Source organism: Streptomyces goshikiensis, from assembly GCF_014650555.1.
Lineage (GTDB): Bacteria > Actinomycetota > Actinomycetes > Streptomycetales > Streptomycetaceae > Streptomyces > Streptomyces goshikiensis.
The window spans coordinates 222,813-238,883 of sequence record NZ_BMVE01000007.1 but is presented as its reverse complement, the minus strand read 5'-3'; the positions used below and the strand labels follow the sequence as shown (position 1 = coordinate 238,883).

Annotated in this window: 16 protein-coding genes; 12 read left to right on the top strand and 4 right to left on the bottom strand. The window is 71.9% G+C overall.

Going from position 1 to position 16,071, the window contains the following annotated elements:
• The first annotated feature begins 172 nt into the window (after nucleotides 1-172).
• The 4 genes from proP (at nucleotide 173) to IE248_RS22120 (ending at nucleotide 6,165) form a co-directional block, all read left to right on the top strand.
• Entirely contained in the window at nucleotides 173-1,684 is a 1,512-nt protein-coding gene (gene proP, locus IE248_RS22135) for a glycine betaine/L-proline transporter ProP (protein ID WP_100582977.1), read from the top strand.
• A gap of 94 nt (nucleotides 1,685-1,778) precedes the next feature.
• Nucleotides 1,779-3,602 (top strand): glycoside hydrolase family 15 protein, encoded by a 1,824-nt coding sequence (locus tag IE248_RS22130; protein ID WP_073794059.1) that lies wholly within the window; start codon nucleotides 1,779-1,781, stop codon nucleotides 3,600-3,602.
• A 14-nt stretch (nucleotides 3,603-3,616) separates the two neighbouring features.
• Nucleotides 3,617-4,561, top strand: a complete 945-nt coding sequence (locus IE248_RS22125; protein WP_073794058.1) for a cyclase family protein — start codon at nucleotides 3,617-3,619, stop codon at nucleotides 4,559-4,561.
• Between the two features lie 23 nt (nucleotides 4,562-4,584).
• Nucleotides 4,585-6,165, top strand: a complete 1,581-nt coding sequence (locus IE248_RS22120; RefSeq protein ID WP_190031483.1) for a GMC oxidoreductase — start codon at nucleotides 4,585-4,587, stop codon at nucleotides 6,163-6,165.
• 13 nt (nucleotides 6,166-6,178) lie between these two features.
• On the opposite strand, the gene IE248_RS22115 is transcribed toward IE248_RS22120, so the two are convergent.
• Genes IE248_RS22115 through IE248_RS22100 form a run of 4 tightly spaced genes read right to left on the bottom strand, consistent with a single transcriptional unit; the run spans nucleotide 6,179 to nucleotide 11,324 of the window.
• Nucleotides 6,179-7,948, bottom strand: a complete 1,770-nt coding sequence (locus tag IE248_RS22115) for a cation:proton antiporter (protein WP_190031482.1) — start codon at nucleotides 7,946-7,948, stop codon at nucleotides 6,179-6,181.
• A gap of 19 nt (nucleotides 7,949-7,967) precedes the next feature.
• A complete protein-coding gene (locus IE248_RS22110) occupies nucleotides 7,968-8,987 on the bottom strand; it encodes a cytochrome d ubiquinol oxidase subunit II (RefSeq protein ID WP_037796967.1) in 1,020 nt (339 codons plus the stop codon).
• Complete coding sequence (locus IE248_RS22105; protein WP_190031481.1) at nucleotides 8,984-10,456, bottom strand: cytochrome ubiquinol oxidase subunit I; 1,473 nt, start codon at nucleotides 10,454-10,456, stop codon at nucleotides 8,984-8,986. Before IE248_RS22105 ends, IE248_RS22110 begins: the two co-directional genes overlap by 4 nt.
• A gap of 34 nt (nucleotides 10,457-10,490) precedes the next feature.
• Nucleotides 10,491-11,324, bottom strand: coding sequence for an SDR family oxidoreductase (locus tag IE248_RS22100; protein ID WP_008743730.1), 834 nt, complete (start codon nucleotides 11,322-11,324; stop codon nucleotides 10,491-10,493).
• 211 nt (nucleotides 11,325-11,535) lie between these two features.
• Here IE248_RS22100 and IE248_RS22095 point away from each other — a divergent pair, with 211 nt between their 5' ends.
• The 8 genes from IE248_RS22095 to IE248_RS22060 all read left to right on the top strand — a co-directional run bounded on the left by IE248_RS22095 (nucleotide 11,536) and on the right by IE248_RS22060 (nucleotide 15,823).
• Nucleotides 11,536-12,081, top strand: coding sequence for a gluconokinase (locus IE248_RS22095; RefSeq protein WP_190031480.1), 546 nt, complete (start codon nucleotides 11,536-11,538; stop codon nucleotides 12,079-12,081).
• A gap of 60 nt (nucleotides 12,082-12,141) precedes the next feature.
• Nucleotides 12,142-12,684: a hypothetical protein gene (locus tag IE248_RS22090; protein WP_190031479.1), complete on the top strand. Its 543-nt coding sequence runs from the start codon at nucleotides 12,142-12,144 to the stop codon at nucleotides 12,682-12,684.
• Nucleotide 12,685: 1 nt separating this feature from the next.
• Entirely contained in the window at nucleotides 12,686-13,309 is a 624-nt protein-coding gene (locus tag IE248_RS22085; RefSeq protein ID WP_073794052.1) for a hypothetical protein, read from the top strand.
• A 132-nt stretch (nucleotides 13,310-13,441) separates the two neighbouring features.
• The gene (locus IE248_RS22080) at nucleotides 13,442-13,672 is read left to right on the top strand and encodes a DUF5133 domain-containing protein (protein ID WP_037795297.1); all 231 of its coding nucleotides are present in this window, start codon (nucleotides 13,442-13,444) and stop codon (nucleotides 13,670-13,672) included.
• Nucleotides 13,673-13,763: 91 nt separating this feature from the next.
• Nucleotides 13,764-14,429: an HAD family hydrolase gene (locus tag IE248_RS22075; protein ID WP_190031478.1), complete on the top strand. Its 666-nt coding sequence runs from the start codon at nucleotides 13,764-13,766 to the stop codon at nucleotides 14,427-14,429.
• 44 nt (nucleotides 14,430-14,473) lie between these two features.
• Complete coding sequence (locus tag IE248_RS22070; protein WP_037796972.1) at nucleotides 14,474-14,896, top strand: YjbQ family protein; 423 nt, start codon at nucleotides 14,474-14,476, stop codon at nucleotides 14,894-14,896.
• A gap of 116 nt (nucleotides 14,897-15,012) precedes the next feature.
• On the top strand, nucleotides 15,013-15,282 hold the full coding sequence (locus tag IE248_RS22065; protein ID WP_037796974.1) for a GlsB/YeaQ/YmgE family stress response membrane protein: 270 nt from the start codon (nucleotides 15,013-15,015) through the stop codon (nucleotides 15,280-15,282).
• A 49-nt stretch (nucleotides 15,283-15,331) separates the two neighbouring features.
• Nucleotides 15,332-15,823, top strand: a complete 492-nt coding sequence (locus IE248_RS22060; protein WP_100583024.1) for a hemerythrin domain-containing protein — start codon at nucleotides 15,332-15,334, stop codon at nucleotides 15,821-15,823.
• The last annotated feature ends 248 nt before the right edge of the window (nucleotides 15,824-16,071 follow it).

The following is a 16,071-nucleotide window of genomic DNA, read 5'->3' as shown; positions in this document are numbered from 1 at the left end:
GGGGCCGGGCGGTCTTCATGCGGACGGCCCCGCCGGGATGCCGGATCCGCGCGGCGGACGGAGAATCAGGGATCGACGCGACAGCCGCGGACCAGGCAGAAAGGGCGTCACCATGGCAGGACCATCGCGCCGCCCACCGCCCCCGCGCCGTGGCCATCCGGCGACGGACCGGATGCTGCGCACGCTGCTCCGCCGTCGCAAGAAGGCCCTCAGCAGCGAGGACGTGACGGTCTCGGACCGGCCGCAGGTGCACCGCGCCGTGACCGCCGCCGCGCTGGGCAACACCATGGAGTGGTTCGACTTCGGTGTGTACGCCTATCTGGCCGGGACGATGGGCAAGGTCTTCTTCCCGTCGAGCTCCCCCGGTGCCCAGGTGGTCGCCGCCTTCGCCACCTTCGCCGCGGCCTTCCTGGTCCGCCCGCTCGGCGGACTGGTCTTCGGACCGCTGGGCGACCGTATCGGCCGGCAGAAGGTGCTCGCCGCCACCATGATCATGATGGCGGCGAGCACCTTCGCCGTCGGCTTCCTGCCCACCTACGCCGCCGTCGGCTTCCTCGCGCCCCTGCTCCTGCTCGTCTGCCGGCTGTTCCAGGGGTTCTCGACCGGCGGTGAGTACGCCGGCGCCACCACCTACATCGCCGAGTACGCCCCCGACAAGCGCCGGGGGTTCCTCGGCAGCTGGCTCGACTTCGGCACCTTCGTCGGCTACGCCCTGGGATCCGGTCTCGTCACCGTCCTGACGCTCATCCTGGGCGAGCAGGGGCTGCAGGACTGGGGCTGGCGCATCCCCTTCTTCATCGCGGGACCGCTGGGTCTGATCGGCCTGTACATGCGGATGAAGCTGGAGGAGACCCCTGCGTTCAAGAAGGAGGCCGCCTACGCGGCGTCGGAGGGGAAGGCCGACCTGCCGGGCGCCGAGGGCGCCGGCGAGAGCGGCCGGGGACACCTCAAGGAGATCTTCACCCGCCACTGGCACGCGGTGCTCATCTGCATGGGGCTGGTCCTGCTCTACAACGTCACCAACTACATGGTGACCTCGTACCTGCCGACGTACATGACGGTCACCCTCGGCCAGAACGACACCACGGCGCAGCTCCTGGTGCTCGCCACCATGCTGCTGGTGGTCCTGACGATCACGGCGGTGGGGCACACCTCCGACCGCTGGGGCCGGCGGCCCGTCTTCCTCACGGGAAGCGTCGCCATGATCGTCCTCGCCGTCCCGGCCTTCCTGCTCATCCGCGAGGGCGGCGTCCTGCTGCCCGCGGTGGGCTGCGCCGTCCTCGGCCTGCTGCTGGTCTGTTTCGCCGGTACGGCCGCCTCCACCCTGCCGGCCCTCTTCCCCACGCGCCTGCGCTACGGCGCCCTGTCGATCGCCTTCAACATCTCCGTCTCGCTCTTCGGAGGGACGACGCCGCTGTTCACCTCGGCGCTCGTGGAGGCCACGGGCAACGACATGGTCCCGGCGTACTACCTGATGGCCGCGGGCGTCATCGGGTTCGTGTCGACCCTGTTCCTCCACGAGACCGCCGGCAAGCCGCTGCGGGGCTCGGGGCCGATGGTCGAGACGCCCGGGGAGGCGGAGCGGCTGGTGGCCCGCAGCCGGACGGCCGCCGGACGGCAGGCCCGGGACATCTGGATCCGGCTGCGCCACCCGTGGGCCCACCATTCCCACCGGGACGATTAGCGCAGGTCAGCCGCCCACCAACCGGCGCAACAGGCACATCGGGGGTTCCTGACAGATAGTGAGTCGTAAGGATCTCTCTCATCTGGGGACGCTCATGGACCGATACCCGCCCATAGCCGAGCACGGCCTCATAGGGGACCTCCAGACGGCCGCACTGGTGACCTCCCGGGGGGTGGTGGACTGGTTCGCCGCACCCCGATTCGACTCGCCCAGCCTCTTCGCCGCACTGCTCGACCACGACCGGGGAGGGTACTTCCTCCTCGGCCCCGACGATCCTGACGCCAGCTGCAAGCAGCTCTACTATCCGGACACGGCCCTCCTGGTCACCCGCTTCATGTCGCCCGACGGCGTCGGCGAGGTGATCGACTGGATGCCGCCGAACACCGCCCGCACCGCGGCCGACCGGCACACCCTGATCCGGACCGCACGCACCGTGCGGGGCACCGTGCGCTTCGACCTGGAGTGCCGCCCCCGGTTCGACTACGGCCGGGCCACCCACACCCTCGAACTGAACGGCGCCGACGCCACCTTCCGGGCACCCGGCGTGACCGCGTTCCTCCAGAGCACCTTCCCCCTGGAACGCGACGGCGAGGACCTGCGCGGCTCGGTCACGCTACAGGTCGGGGAATCGGCGGCCGCGGTGCTCACCGTCTGCGGAAAGGACGACGCGCCCCCGGCTCCGCTCACCGTCGACGGTGTCACCGGGCAGCTCTGGGACGCGGTCGACTTCTGGCAGAAGTGGGTCCGGGGCTCCAACTACCGGGGCCGCTGGCCCGACATGGTCAACCGCTCCGCCATCACCCTGAAACTGCTCACCTACGCGCCCACCGGCGCCCCGGTCGCCGCGGCCACCATGGGCCTGCCCGAACAGGTCGGCGGCGAACGCAACTGGGACTACCGCTACACCTGGGTGCGGGACGGCTCGCTCTCCGTCCGGTCCCTGCTCGACCTCGGCTACGTCGAAGAGGCCGCCGCCTTCACGCGCTGGCTCGGCGACCGGCTGCGCGAGAGCGCGGGCAAGCCCGGCGAGCCGCTCCAGATCATGTACCGGGTCGACGGGGAACCCCTGCTCGGCGAGGAGGTCCTCGGACACCTGGAGGGCTACCGCGGCTCGGCCCCGGTGCGCCTCGGCAACGCCGCCGCGGACCAGCTCCAGCTGGACATCTACGGCGAGGCGCTCTACGCCCTGTCGGCGGGCCACGAGGTGGCCGCCGAGACCGGCTTCCGGGGCTGGAAGGTGCTGTCCAGCACCCTCGACTGGCTGGCCGACTCCTGGGACCGCCCCGACGAGGGCATCTGGGAGACGCGCGGCGGCCGCAAGGACTTCACGTACAGCCGGATCATGTGCTGGTCCGCCTTCGACCGCGGCCTGCGGCTGGCGGCCGAGTTCAGCCGGCCCGCCGACACCGACCGCTGGACGCAGGCCCGCGACGCCATCCTGGAGCAGGTGATGGAGCACGGCTGGAGCGAGGCGAACCGGGCGTACGTCCAGCACTACGGCGGGCAGGACGTGCTCGACGCCTCGCTGCTGCTGATGCCCCGGGTCGGGTTCGTCAGCCCCCGTGACCCGTCGTGGCTGTCGACCCTGGACGCGATGGACCGCACCCTGGTCTCCGACAGCCTCGTCTACCGGTACGACCCGGCCGCCTCCCCGGACGGCCTGCGCGGCTCCGAGGGCACCTTCAGCCTCTGCACCTTCCTCTACGTGGACGCGCTGGCGCGGGCCGGAAGGCTGCGGCCGGCCCGGTACACGTTCGAGAAGATGCACACCTACGCCAACCACGTCGGTCTCTTCGCCGAGGAGGTGGGCGCCAGCGGCGAGCAACTCGGCAACTTCCCGCAGGCGTTCACCCACCTGTCGCTGATCACCGCGGCCTGCACCCTGGACGAGGCCCTCGACCGGCAACGCGCGAAGTGAACCCGGGAGCGGAGGTGTCCACGGACCAGGAGAGCCGGCCGGGCCGGGGGCCGCGCCAGAGCCCGGCCGAGTTCGAGGCCCTGTACGCCGCCCTCCGCCGCCGGGCGACGGGCGCCGGCGGCTCGCCGGCCCGTATCCCGCCGGCCTGCGTCCGGGCCGCCGCGGGCGAGATCCGCTCCGGCCGGACGGTCACGCTCGCGGCCCCCGTCGAGACCCGGTCCGCCCCGGACAACCCCCAGCCCGCCGGCCACCGGCTCACCGGCCCCTCCGAGGACGAGGCGCTCGCCCTCGGCCTGCACTTCGCCACCGACCGATTCGGCATGAACGTGCACGGCGACGCCGACAGCCATCTCGACGCCCTCTGCCACGTCGTCTGGAACGGCACCCTGCACGGCGGCGTCTCCGCGGCCTCCCTCACCCCGGAAGGCGCCACCGCGCTGTCCGTGGAGCTGGCGCGCGACGGCATCGTCGGCCGGGGCGTCCTGCTCGACATCCCGCGCCTGCGCGGGGTGCCCTGGCTCGATCCCGGCGACCACGTCACCGCCGCCGACCTGCTGGCCGCCGAGCGGAGCCAGGACGTCAGGGTCGGCGAGGGCGATCTGCTCTTCGTCCGGGTCGGCCACCGGCGCCGGCGCACCGAGTCCGGTCCCTGGAACGCGGCCGAGACCCGGGCCGGGCTGCACCCGGCGGCGATGGAACTCCTGGCCGAGCGCCGGGTGGCCGCCCTGGGCGGCGACGGCAACAACGACACGGCCCCGAGCCTGACGGACGGAGTGGAGTTCCCCGTCCACGTACTGGGCGTGCACGCCCTCGGGCTGTACCTGCTGGACTACCTCCAGTTCGAGGACCTGGTGCCGCTCTGCGAGGAGGAGGGCCGCTGGTCGTTCTTCTGCGTGGTGGCACCGCTGCGGCTCCCCCGGGCCACCGGTTCACCCGTCAACCCCATCGCGATCCTCTGACCCACGACACCGAGGTGGCCGCCATGGTCGACAACCAGCAGTACGACGTCATCGTCATCGGAACCGGTGCGGGCGGCGGCACGCTCGCCCACCGCCTCGCCCCGACCGGCAAGCGCGTCCTGATCCTGGAGCGCGGCGGCTACCTCCCACGGGAGCGCGACAACTGGGAGTCCACGGCGGTCTTCGTCAAGGGCAAGTACCGCGCGCCCGAGTTCTGGTACGACAAGCACGGTGACCGCTTCCCGCCGGAGGTCAACTACTACGTCGGCGGCAACACCAAGTTCTTCGGCGCCGCGCTGTTCCGCCTGCGCCCCGAGGACTTCGGCGAGTTGCGCCACCACGGCGGCATCTCCCCGGCCTGGCCGCTCCGTTACGAGGACCTGGAGCCGTACTACACGGAGGCGGAGCACCTCTACCTCGTACACGGCCGGCACGGCGAGGATCCGGGCGAGGGGCCGGTCAGCGCCCAGTACGCCCTCCCGCCGGTGCTGCACGAGCCCCGGATCCAGCAGCTCAGCGACGACCTGGAGAGCCACGGCCTGCACCCCTTCCACCTGCCCATCGGCGTCAACCTCACCCAGGACGCCGAGGGCCGCGCGACCCACGACAGCGTGTGCATCCGCTGCAACCGGGTGGACGGCTTCCCCTGCCTGGTGCGCGGCAAGGCGGACTCCCAGGTGGTCTGCGTCGACCCCGCGCTGAGGCACGACAACGTCGACATGGTCACGGGGGCCAACGTCCGGAAGCTGGAGACCGACGACACCGGGCGCACCGTCACCGCGGTGGTCGCCGAGCTGGAGGACGGCTCCGAGGCCCGGTTCGGCGCCGACATCGTGGTGGTGGCCTGCGGCGCGGTGAACTCCGCCGCGCTGCTGCTGCGTTCCGCGAACGAGCGGCACCCCCGCGGGCTGGCCAACAGCTCGGACGTCGTCGGCCGCCACTACATGCGGCACAACAACCTGGCCCTGATGGCGGTGTCGCACGAGCCGAACGACACGCAGTTCCAGAAGACCCTCGCGCTGAACGACTGGTACCTGGGCGCGGACGACTGGGAGTTCCCGCTCGGCGGCATCCAGATGCTGGGCAAGTCCGACGCGGACCAGATCAAGGGCGAGGCGCCGCGCTGGGCGGGCATGGCCTCGCCCGACATGCCGTTCGAGGTGCTGGCCCACCACGCTGTGGACTTCTGGCTGTGCGGCGAGGACCTGCCCCAGCCGGAGAACCGCGTCACCCTGGACGACAACGGCGACATCCACCTGGCACTGGACGAGAAGAACAACATCGAAGGGCTGAAGCGGCTGCAGCACAAGCTGCGGGGGATGCTCGGCAAGCTGGGCATGCATCCGCACCATCTCCTCCCGCACAGCCTCTACCTGCACAAGGGCATGCCGATCGGCGCCACCGCCCACCAGGCGGGCACCGTCCGTTTCGGGACCGACCCGCGCAGCTCGGCGCTCGACGTCGACTGCAAGGCGCACGACCTCGACAACCTCTACGTCGTGGACACCTCCTTCTTCCCGAGCATCGGCGCCGTGAACCCCTCGCTCACCGCCATCGCCAACGCGATGCGCGTCGGCGACCTCATCGCCGAACGCATCCGCTGAGCCGCGGCCGCGCCTACCCGCGGCCGGGCGCGGCCGCGGGGGTCAGCAGGATGGCGGTGTCCCCGGCCGCCGGTACGGGCACGGTGGTGTCGGTGACCGCGAGGAGCTGTCCGCTCGGGCGCACCAGGAACAGCACCTCGTGTCCGGGCGGGATGTCCCCCTCGACCCGGAAGGCGACGACACGGGCGCCGTCCGCGTACCGGCGGGCCAGCTCGGTCCGGCCCAGTCCGCGGGAGAACAGCGCCTCGCCTCCGGTGTAGGGGGCGATGACCCCGTGGCTGCGGGTGGGCGGCTCCAGGCGGTGGACGGGGCCCTTCACCGTCGCCTTGAGGGTGAGCAGCGCGAGCGCGTTGAAGTCGTCCTCGCTGGTGAGCAGGAGTACGTCGGTGATGCCTTCGAGTTCGGCGCCGGCGCCGGTCGCGGCGGCGAGCAGTTCGCCCGGGGCCAGTCCGAGACCGGCGTCCTTGATGCTCCGGCGCTGCTCGTCGAGGCCGGCCCACATGAGTACGTCCAGACCCGCCGCGCGCAGGGCGCCGCCCAGCTCCACCACCCAGGGATCGCCGCCCACCAGGAGCGGCCGGGACCGGGCGGACCGGCGGACGCCGAGCAGCCGGGCCGCGGGGAGCGCGGTGAGGCCGTACACCATGACGGTGGCGACGATCACGATGAAGGTGGCCGGGAGGATCTTCTGCGCGCCGGCGACGCCGGCCTGGACGAGGGAGACGGAGAAGGTGGAGGCGGTGGCCGCGGCGACGATGCCGCGCGGGGCCATCCAGCCGATGAACCACCTCTCGCGGTAGGGGACGTCGGTCCGGGCCGTGGAGAGCAGCGCCACCAGGGGTCTGACCGCGAGGACGAGGGCGGCGACGAGCACGAGCGCGGGCAGCACCACGTGGCTGAGGGACTGCGGGGTGACGGTGGCCGAGATGGAGACGAACAGCACGCCGATGATCAGTGAGACCAGCGTCTCGAAGAAGGGCCGCCGGGCGGGGATGTCCAGCCCCGGCAGGTTGGCCAGCGCCATCCCCATGACGACGGCGGCGATGAGGCCGGTGTCGTCACGGAACGCGTCACAGGCCGCCGCGACCGCGACCACGGTGGCGAACTGGACCGTCGTGCCGAGCACTTCACCGAGGTCGAGGCGGCGCAGCAGCAGCCAGAGCGCCGCCGCTCCGGCGGTGCCGCCGAGCAGTCCGACGGCCGCGCTGCCGCCGAACTCCAGGACCTGGCTGCCGAGGCCTTGCTGCCCGCCGGCCCGGACCCCGTGGAAGACGAGCGCCCCGAGGATGCCGCCGAGCGGGTCGATCAGGGTGCCCTCCCAGACGAGGACGCGCTGGAGGCGCTCGCTCGGGCGGACGAAGTCGAGGAGCGGTCCGACCACCGTCGGTCCGCTGACGACGAGGATCGCGCCCAGCATGACGGCCGCGCCGGTGGACATGCCGAGGACGGGGACGGCGAGCAGCGCTGTCGCCACCGCGGTGAGCAGGGCCCCGAGCCAGATCAGCCGGACCACGACGGTGCGGGTGTGGCCCCGCAGCCGGCGGGTGTCCAGGCCGAGTCCGGCGTCGAAGAGGATCACCGCCACGGCGAGCGAGACGAGGGGGGAGAACGCGGCGCCGAGCAGCTTCTCGGGGTTGACGTCGTCGGTCAGGACGCCCGCGATGAAACCGGCCGGGAGCAGCAGGAGGATCGCCGGGATCCGCAGGAGGCTCGCCAGCAGCTGGGAGCCCACGGCGAGGGCGACGATCAGCGCGGTGCCGACCAGGACCTGGGTGGAGGTCACCGCACCCCGTCCCCTCCCGTCATTCGGCGACGTCCTCCTCGGTGAGGGGTTCCAGTACGCCCCGGGTGTCGAGGCGGTACAGCAGGACCAGGGCGGGGCCGATCAGCACCAGGGCGACGGCGGTGACGAAGAGCATCCAGTGGAGCGGCTCGCTCGCCCCGGCGGCCTCCTGGACGGTCAGGCTCGTGGGCACCAGGTAGGGCCGCTGGGCGAGTCCCCAGGCGGCGACCAGCAGCGCCACGGTGGCCACCGAGGAGTACCGAGCCCACCCGGAGGCGGGGCCGGAGACCAGCCAGGTGGTGAGCACCAGGGCCGCGACGGCGGCGAGGAGGGCGGCCAGTCCGGCGCCGTGGGTGAGCCCGTGGTGGACGTACGCGGCCTGCGGGTCGGTCAGCGTCACACCGATCACGCCGACCACGAGCAGGGCGAAGCCGGCGATCCGGGCCCGGAGGCGGAAGTAGCCGATCAGGTCGGTGGCCCCGAAGCGCCGGGCGTCCACGGAGAGGAAGACGGCTCCCAGGAAGGCGGTGGCGGCGACGGCCACCAGGCCGGCCATGACCGAGGTGGTGTTGGCCCAGGCGTGGGCCGAGGCGACGGTGCCCGGTGCGACGCGCCCGGAGGCCACGCCTCCGATGACCGCGCCCAGGAAGAACGGGGTGAGCAGGGAGGAGACGGCGAAGGCGGCGCCGTAGATCCGGCGGCCGGCGAGGTTGCGGGTGGGCTTGCGCAGGGCGAAACCGGCGCCGCGCAGGACCATGCCGACGGCGGCGAGCGCCAGGGGGAGCCACAGGGCGGTGAACACCGTCTGGAAGAACTCCGGGAATCCGGTCCACATCAGGACCAGTACGAAGATCAGCCAGACGTTGTTGACCTCCCAGACCGGTGCCATGGCGTGGTCGATCAGCCAGCGCGGGCGCTTGCCCCGTGCCGCGCCGCCGGCGCACAGGTCCCAGAACCCGGCGCCGTAGTCGACTCCCCCGCCGCACGCGTAGGCGGCGATCACGAGCAGCAGGATCCAGGCGACGACGTTCGCGGTCACTGCTCGCTCCCAGGTGCTCGGTGGTCACCGGGGGCGGCGCCGGCCGGTTCGGGACGCGGGCCGTACGGGGTGTCCGCCTCCGGGTCGTCGGCGGGCTCCCCGGCCGGTCCGGGGCCGGACGCGGCGTCGGCGAGCCGCCAGCGGCCGCTCATCTTCAGCACCACGCCGAGGAGCGAGCCGAAGACCAGCAGGTAGACCACGACGACGAGACCGAACACGGCCCACAGGGCGGAGGCTCCGGTGGGCGTCACCGCCTCGGACACCCGCATGTTCTCGTAGACGATCCAGGGCTGGCGGCCCACCTCGGTGCTGATCCAGCCGCATTCCACGGTCACCACGCTGGCCACGCCGGAAACGGCGGCGCAGCGGAAGAACCAGGGGGACTTCGGCAGGTCGCGGTGGCGCCACCAGCACCAGGCGTACCAGAGGGCGAGCAGGATCAGGGCGGTGCCGACGAGCGCCATGATGTCAAAGGCCCAGTGCGCGATGGTCGCCTGGGTGGCGGTGGGGCGGTCGGATGCGGGCACCGAGCTCAGGCCGGTGACCTTCGTGTCGGGACTCTTCCCGGCCAGGATGGAGTCGAGCTGGGGGATCTTGATGCCGCCCTTGACGGTGCCGTCCTCCTGGAGCCGGCCGAACAGGTACTCGGGAACGTGCGTGTCGGTCTCCCAGACCAGTTCCAGGGCGGCGAACTTGATGGGCTGCTTGAGGAAGACCTGCCTCGCGATGTTGTCGCCGAGGACGAACTGCACGGGGGTGAGGATCGCGGCGACCGTGAACGGCACGGTGAAACCGAGGCGGTGGTAGCGGTCGCGGCGGCCCCGGAGCCAGCCGACCGCGTAGACCCCGGCCACCACGTAGCCGGCGGTGATGAACATGGCGACGACGAAGTGCCAGTACTGCGGGCCGAACATCGGCGTGAAGATCGCCTGCTGGACGGTGACGTCCACCGGCCGGCCGTTGCCGTCGAGGGTGAAGCCGCGCGGGGTGTTCATCCACGAGTTGGCGGCGATGATGCCGAAGGCGCCCATCAGGGCCGCCAGCGGCAGCGGTACGCCGAGCCAGAAGTGCGTCTTCGGAGGCAGCCGGCGCCAGCCGTAGAGGTAGATGGCGATCAGGATCGCCTCAAGGAAGAAGGCCCAGGCCTCGATGCCGAAGCCGAGGCCGAAGACATCGCCCCAGCGGCCCATCATGCCGGGCCAGAGCAGGCCGAACTCGAAGGAGAGCACGGTGCCCGTGATGATGCCGACGGCGAACTGCACGGCCATCACGGCGGACCAGCGGCGGGCCAGCAGCAGCGCGACGGGGTCCGACTTCCGCAGGCCCCGGTGGTGCATGACCAGGGTGATGAACGGCAACGCCACCCCCAGCGGCACCAGGGTGATGTGCATGGCCAGGGTGAACGCCATCAGTTCCCGCGCGGGCAGCAGTTGCGCGGGGGCGTCCGCCAGGAGGTGTACTGGGATCATCAAGCGGTCCTCGGTGACTCGTGAGGGCGGTGGGTCAGCCTCCGGTCGCGAAGCCGGGGAAGAGGGTCATCCCGCCGTCGACGTAGAGGGTGGTCCCGACGACGTAGTCCATCAGGTCGGAGGCCAGGACGGTCACCGCGTTCGCGATGTCCTCGGGGTCCCCGACCCGGCGGTAGGGGATCAGCTGGAGCAGGGCCTTCTCGGCCTCGGGGGTGTCCCAGGCGTCCTTGTTGATGGGGGTGCGGATGGCTCCGGGCGCGACGGCGTTCACCCGGATGCCCTGCGGGGCGAGTTCCTGGGCCAGCGTCTGCATCATCATCAGGACTCCGCCCTTGGAGGAGGCGTAGTTCACGTGGCCCGCCCAGGGGATGATCTGGTGGACCGAGCTCATGCAGACGATCTTCCCGGCCGAGCGGGACACCTCCGGCACGACGCCGCGGCGCAGGAACTCCTTCGTCGCCTCCCGGGCGCACAGGAACTGGCCGGTGAGGTTGACGTCCAGCACCTTCTGCCACTGGGCGACCGTCATCTCGGTGACGGCCGCGTCCCGCTGCAGTCCGGCGTTGGCCACCATGATGTCGATCGTCCCGAACTCCTCGACCATCCGGTCGACCATCGCGACGACCTGGTCCTCCCGGGAGACGTCCGCCTCGTGCGCGTAGGCCCGCACCCCGTGGGACTTGATCTCCTCGACGACCGCCTCGGCCTCCTGCGCTCCGGCGACGTAGTTCACGACCACGTCGGCTCCCGCGCGGCCCAGCCCGATCGCGGTCGCCTTGCCGATGCCCGAGTTGGCCCCCGTCACCAGGGCCTTCTGGCCCTTGAGAATCCGCGGCGTCTCCCTGAGCGTCTGGTCCCCGGTCGACATCACTCGTCTCTCCCATCGTTGGCCTCACCCACCGGCACCGGCAGACCACGGTCGCCCGCGCGCAAGCGGGCGGCGCCGGGCGGCTCGCGCCGCTCGGCCGATCGGGGCAACCACACCCCTCCGACGGCGTAAGGAGCGGCCGGAGGGAGCCGGTCGCCGGGATGATCTCCTGACCGGACCGTCCGGCTCGCGGGCCACCCGGGAGGGCGCTGTGGAGACATCCGGACCGGCACGGCCGGCCCCGCCCGTCGTGGTGGTCATGGGGGTGTCCGGCTCGGGCAAGAGCACCGTGGGCCGCCTCCTCGCCGCCCGCCGCGGGGTGCCCTTCGTGGAGGGCGACGACTTCCACCCGGCGGCGAACATCGCCAGGATGCGCGCCGGGCACCCCCTCGACGACGCGGACCGCGAGCCCTGGCTGACCGCGCTGACGGAGGCGGTCCGCGAGGTCGTGCGCGCCGGCGAGGGCGCCGTCGTCTCCTGCTCCGCCCTCAAGCGCGCCTACCGGGACCGCCTTCGCGAGGCCGCCCCGGCGGTGTGGTTCCTGCACCTGACGCTGGACAGGGCGGTGGCGCGCGCCCGAGTCGCCGGGCGGGCCGGGCACTTCATGCCGGTCCGGCTCCTGGAGTCCCAGTACGAGGTCCTGGAACCGCTGGGCGCCGACGAGGACGGCCTCACCCTCGACGCCGGCGCGGGCACCGACTCCGTACTGCGCCGGGCCGGGGAGGCCCTCGCCGGCTTCGAGGCCCGGTCGGTTTGACCGACGCCGCCAGGGGCAGGCGCGCGGCAGAGGCTGAAGAGGCCCGGATGGAGAAACACCATGTCGACCAGCATGCTCATAGCCGTGATCGTGATCGCGGCCGTCCTGGTGATCGCACTCGCCGTGGGGCTGTGGACCAGGTCCCGCCGACGGCACCTGCGCAGCCGGTTCGGTCCCGAGTACGACCGGACGGTGGAGGCCGAAGGCGGCCGCAAGGCCGCGGAGCGGGAGCTGCGCTCCCGCGAGGCGCGCCACGACGCGCTTGAGATCAAGGAACTGCCGCCGGAGCGGCGCAAGCAGTACACCGAGGAGTGGAGCGGCGTCCAGGAGGCGTTCGTGGACCGCCCGGAGCGTTCCGTCGGCGAGGCCGACGAGCTGGTCACCCGGCTGATGCGCGAGCGCGGCTATCCCACGGAGGACTACAGCGGGCAGCTGCGCGACCTGTCGGTGGAACACGGACGCACGGTGGAGCACTACCGCGCCGCGCACGACGTCAAGGTGCGCAGCGGCGCGGGACAGACGACGACGGAGGAACTCCGCGGCGCGATGGTGCACTATCGCGCGCTGTTCGAGGAATTGCTGAATGATCAGAGGAGCCGGTGACATGCGCGACCACGGAGAGCGGGACGCCCGGGCCGACGAGGCGGGGCTGACGACCGAGGACATCGCCCACCCCCAGGCGGGGGCGCCCGCGGCGACCACCCGCGAGGACGAGCGGCAGCAGGTGCCCGTGTACCCGGGCGAGGCCACCGCGGACCCGCGGGACACCGCCGCGGGCGTACGGGAGACGGACCCGGGCAGGCGGGACGCCGCCGAGGGCGTACGGGAGACGGACCCGGGCACGCGGGAGGCGTATGACGGGACCGGGGCTCCGGGGCGGGCGCCGACGGAGCAGTGGGACGGGGAGCCGGGGCGGGCCACGACGGAGCGCGGGGCCGTGGACGCCCCGGCGGCGGATGAGGAACCGTTGCTCGGCGCCCCGGACGCCGAGGGCTACCGCAAGGCCTGGAGCGAGATCCAGGGCAGGTTCGTGGACGACCCGCAGGAGGCCGTCAGGTCCGCCGACGCCCTCGTGGCCGAGGTGATGCAGACCCTGGCCCGGACCTTCTCCGCCCGCAAGCAGGGCCTGGAAGGACAGTGGGGCCAGGGCGGGCAGGTCGCCACGGAGGAGCTGCGGCTGGCGCTCCAGCAGTACCGCTCCTTCTTCAACCGCCTGCTGAACACCTAGTGACCTGAGTCGGAGATTCGTTGGCAGTAGGCGGCCACCGGGCCCGGTGCGCGGTGTCCCGGGCGTGTGGCGGGCGCAGCCCTGGGCAGAAGCCCGGCAGAGAGACAGACCGCCGGAGAAGGGATCCGTTCCATGCTGATGGCCCACCCCGCACTGCTGCCCGCCGCCGTCCGTGAGTACGAGACGCTGAGCCTCCTGAACGCCCTCGAAGGGAGTCCGAGGACGGTCCGTCGCATCGAGGAACTCTCGGCCCTGCTGTGCACGGCGACCGGTACGGGCAGCGCGGAGGCGGCCGTCGTCGCCGCCCGCTACCGGCTCCCCGGTGCGGGGACCTTCGACGATTCGGTGATACCCGCCCGCTGAGGGTGCGTGCGGGTGCGTGCCGGGGGCGCCCACGCGAGACTGCTCGCGTGGGCGCCCCCGTGCGCGTCCCGCTCCCCGGACGAGGAGGCACATGAACCGGGCCGCGCTGTTCGACGTGGACGGAACACTGGTCGACACCAATCACCTGCACGTCACGTCCTGGTGGGAGGCGCTGCGCCAGGCGGGGCACGACGTACCGATGCACGCCATCCACCGTGCGCTCGGCCTGCCGGGCGAGGACCTGCTCTCCCACCTCCTCGGCGAGGAGCGGGACACCGGCGGGGACGGGGCGCTGAGCGCCGCCCACGACACCCTGTACGCGACGTACTTCGAGCGCCTGCCCCGGCTGCGCTCGGCGGACGAGCTGCTGCGCACGCTGAGCCGCCGGGGCTGGCGCGTCGTCCTGGTCACCTCGGCCGGAGGCGGCGAGCTCGACGCGTTGCGGAGGGCGATCGGCGCGGACGACGCCCTCACCGCCACCGCCAGCGCCGCTGACGTGGAACGGGGCAAGCCCGCCCCGGATCCTGTCCGCCACGCGCTGGAGCTGGCGGACGCGTCCGCGCACGGCTCCGTGTTCGTCGGCGACAGCGTGTGGGACATGAAGGCCGCGACCCGGGCGGGGGTGCGGCCCGTGGGCGTCCTCAGCGGCGGCATTCCCCGTCACGACCTCGAAGCGGCGGGCGCCGGCCCGGTCTACCGGGATCCCGCGGACCTGCTCGAACACCTCGACGCGAGTCCCTTCGGCGTCGCGGGCTGAGCCGGGCTCCGACGCGTCCGCGGGTTCCCGGCGAGGATGGGCGCATGACCGACACGTTCACCACACGCACGCTCGATGTGACCACGGGCTCAGGCGAGACCGTCCACGACCTGACCTCGGCCTGCGCGGAGTTCCTGAGTGAGGCCGCCCGCGGCCGGGACGGGCTGCTCAACGTCTTCACCCCGCACGCGACGGCCGGGCTGGCCGTCATCGAGACGGGCGCCGGCAGTGACGACGACCTGCTGGACGCGCTGCGCACGCTGCTGCCCGCCGACGACCGCTGGCGGCACCGGCACGGTTCACCCGGCCACGGCCGCGACCACGTACTGCCCGCGTTCGTGCCTCCGCACGCCACCCTTCCGGTGGTACGGGGCGAGCTGGCTCTCGGAACCTGGCAGTCGGTGGTGCTGGTGGACACCAACCGGGACAACCCCGAGCGCACGGTACGGCTGTCCTTCCTGGGCTGAGCGGTCCCCCGCGACCCGCCCGATGCCGGGCGTTTGGATTCCTCCGCAGCGAGCACCCGGCGATTGACGGGAGTCACGAACAATCGGGGCTCGGCGGGAGAAATCGAGGAGACGTCGTGGGAATCATCGCGTGGATCGTCATCGGACTGCTCGCGGGAATCGTCGCAAAGGCCCTGCTGCCCGGCAGAGATCCCGGCGGCATCATCATCACCATCCTGATCGGCATAGCGGGCGCGCTCCTCGGGGGCTGGCTCGGCAAGGTGCTTTTCGGTGTCGATTCCATCGACGGGTTCTTCGAGGTGTCAACATGGGTCGCCGCGATCGTCGGTTCGATGATCCTGCTGCTCGCCTACCGGATGGTCTCCGGTGGAGGCCGGCGGCGCTGAGCCCCCCTTCGGAAACCTGAACGAACACGAGCAGGAACAGGAGCGGACCATGACCGTGCAGCACGACGTCGTCGCGGTGATCCTCAAGGACCACCGCACCATGGAGGACCTCCTCCGCCGGATGCGGAGCGTGGAATCCGACCGCGCGAAGGCGCTCGAACAGTTTTCGGCCCTGCTCATCGCCCACGGCGAGGCCGAGGAGGCCAAGGTGTACGGCGCCCTGAAGCGGTTCAAGGACGTCGACAACGAAGAGGTGGAGCACGGGGCCGAGGAGCACGCCGAGGGCAACGCGGCGCTGCTGGCGCTGCTGGAGGTGTCCGAGGTCGGCTCCGACAAGTGGGACGAGCGGCTGGAAGACCTGGTGAAGGCCGTGTCGCACCACATCGACGAGGAGGAACGGACCATCCTCAACGGCGCCCGGGAGAACGTGCCCGACGAGCGCCGCGCCGAGCTGGGCGCCGCCTTCCTCCAGGAGCGCGAGCGGCAACTGGCGGCGGACTGCGGCCGCGTCGACCACGTGCGCGCCCTCGTGAAGGGCTGACGGCCGGTCGTCGCCCCGGTCGGGGGGCGACGACCGGCCAGATCAGTGGCGGGATATGCACCTTAACTGGATCACCACATCGTGCTTGGATGGCGCCGCCACCGTAATTCGTTTAGCACTGAACGGTTTTGACGAACCGACGGTAACTCCTCGAAGCGCCCAGGTTACGGAGAAGGGAGAAACAGCCGGCTGGCGCCGAACAAGTCACCCTTTGGCTCGACTTCCACAAGATCCGTTATGTAGTGTTC

Coding starts and splice junctions, on each gene's coding strand:
- IE248_RS22085 (WP_073794052.1), top strand. CDS start 12,686: ATGCGCGACCACGGAGAGCGGGACGCCCGGGCCGACGAGGCGGGGCTG.
- IE248_RS22075 (WP_190031478.1), top strand. CDS start 13,764: ATGAACCGGGCCGCGCTGTTCGACGTGGACGGAACACTGGTCGACACC.
- IE248_RS22120 (WP_190031483.1), top strand. CDS start 4,585: ATGGTCGACAACCAGCAGTACGACGTCATCGTCATCGGAACCGGTGCG.
- proP (WP_100582977.1), top strand. CDS start 173: ATGCTGCGCACGCTGCTCCGCCGTCGCAAGAAGGCCCTCAGCAGCGAG.
- IE248_RS22105 (WP_190031481.1), bottom strand. CDS start 10,456: ATGATCCCAGTACACCTCCTGGCGGACGCCCCCGCGCAACTGCTGCCC.
- IE248_RS22100 (WP_008743730.1), bottom strand. CDS start 11,324: ATGTCGACCGGGGACCAGACGCTCAGGGAGACGCCGCGGATTCTCAAG.
- IE248_RS22070 (WP_037796972.1), top strand. CDS start 14,474: ATGACCGACACGTTCACCACACGCACGCTCGATGTGACCACGGGCTCA.
- IE248_RS22080 (WP_037795297.1), top strand. CDS start 13,442: ATGCTGATGGCCCACCCCGCACTGCTGCCCGCCGCCGTCCGTGAGTAC.
- IE248_RS22090 (WP_190031479.1), top strand. CDS start 12,142: ATGTCGACCAGCATGCTCATAGCCGTGATCGTGATCGCGGCCGTCCTG.
- IE248_RS22130 (WP_073794059.1), top strand. CDS start 1,779: ATGGACCGATACCCGCCCATAGCCGAGCACGGCCTCATAGGGGACCTC.
- IE248_RS22060 (WP_100583024.1), top strand. CDS start 15,332: ATGACCGTGCAGCACGACGTCGTCGCGGTGATCCTCAAGGACCACCGC.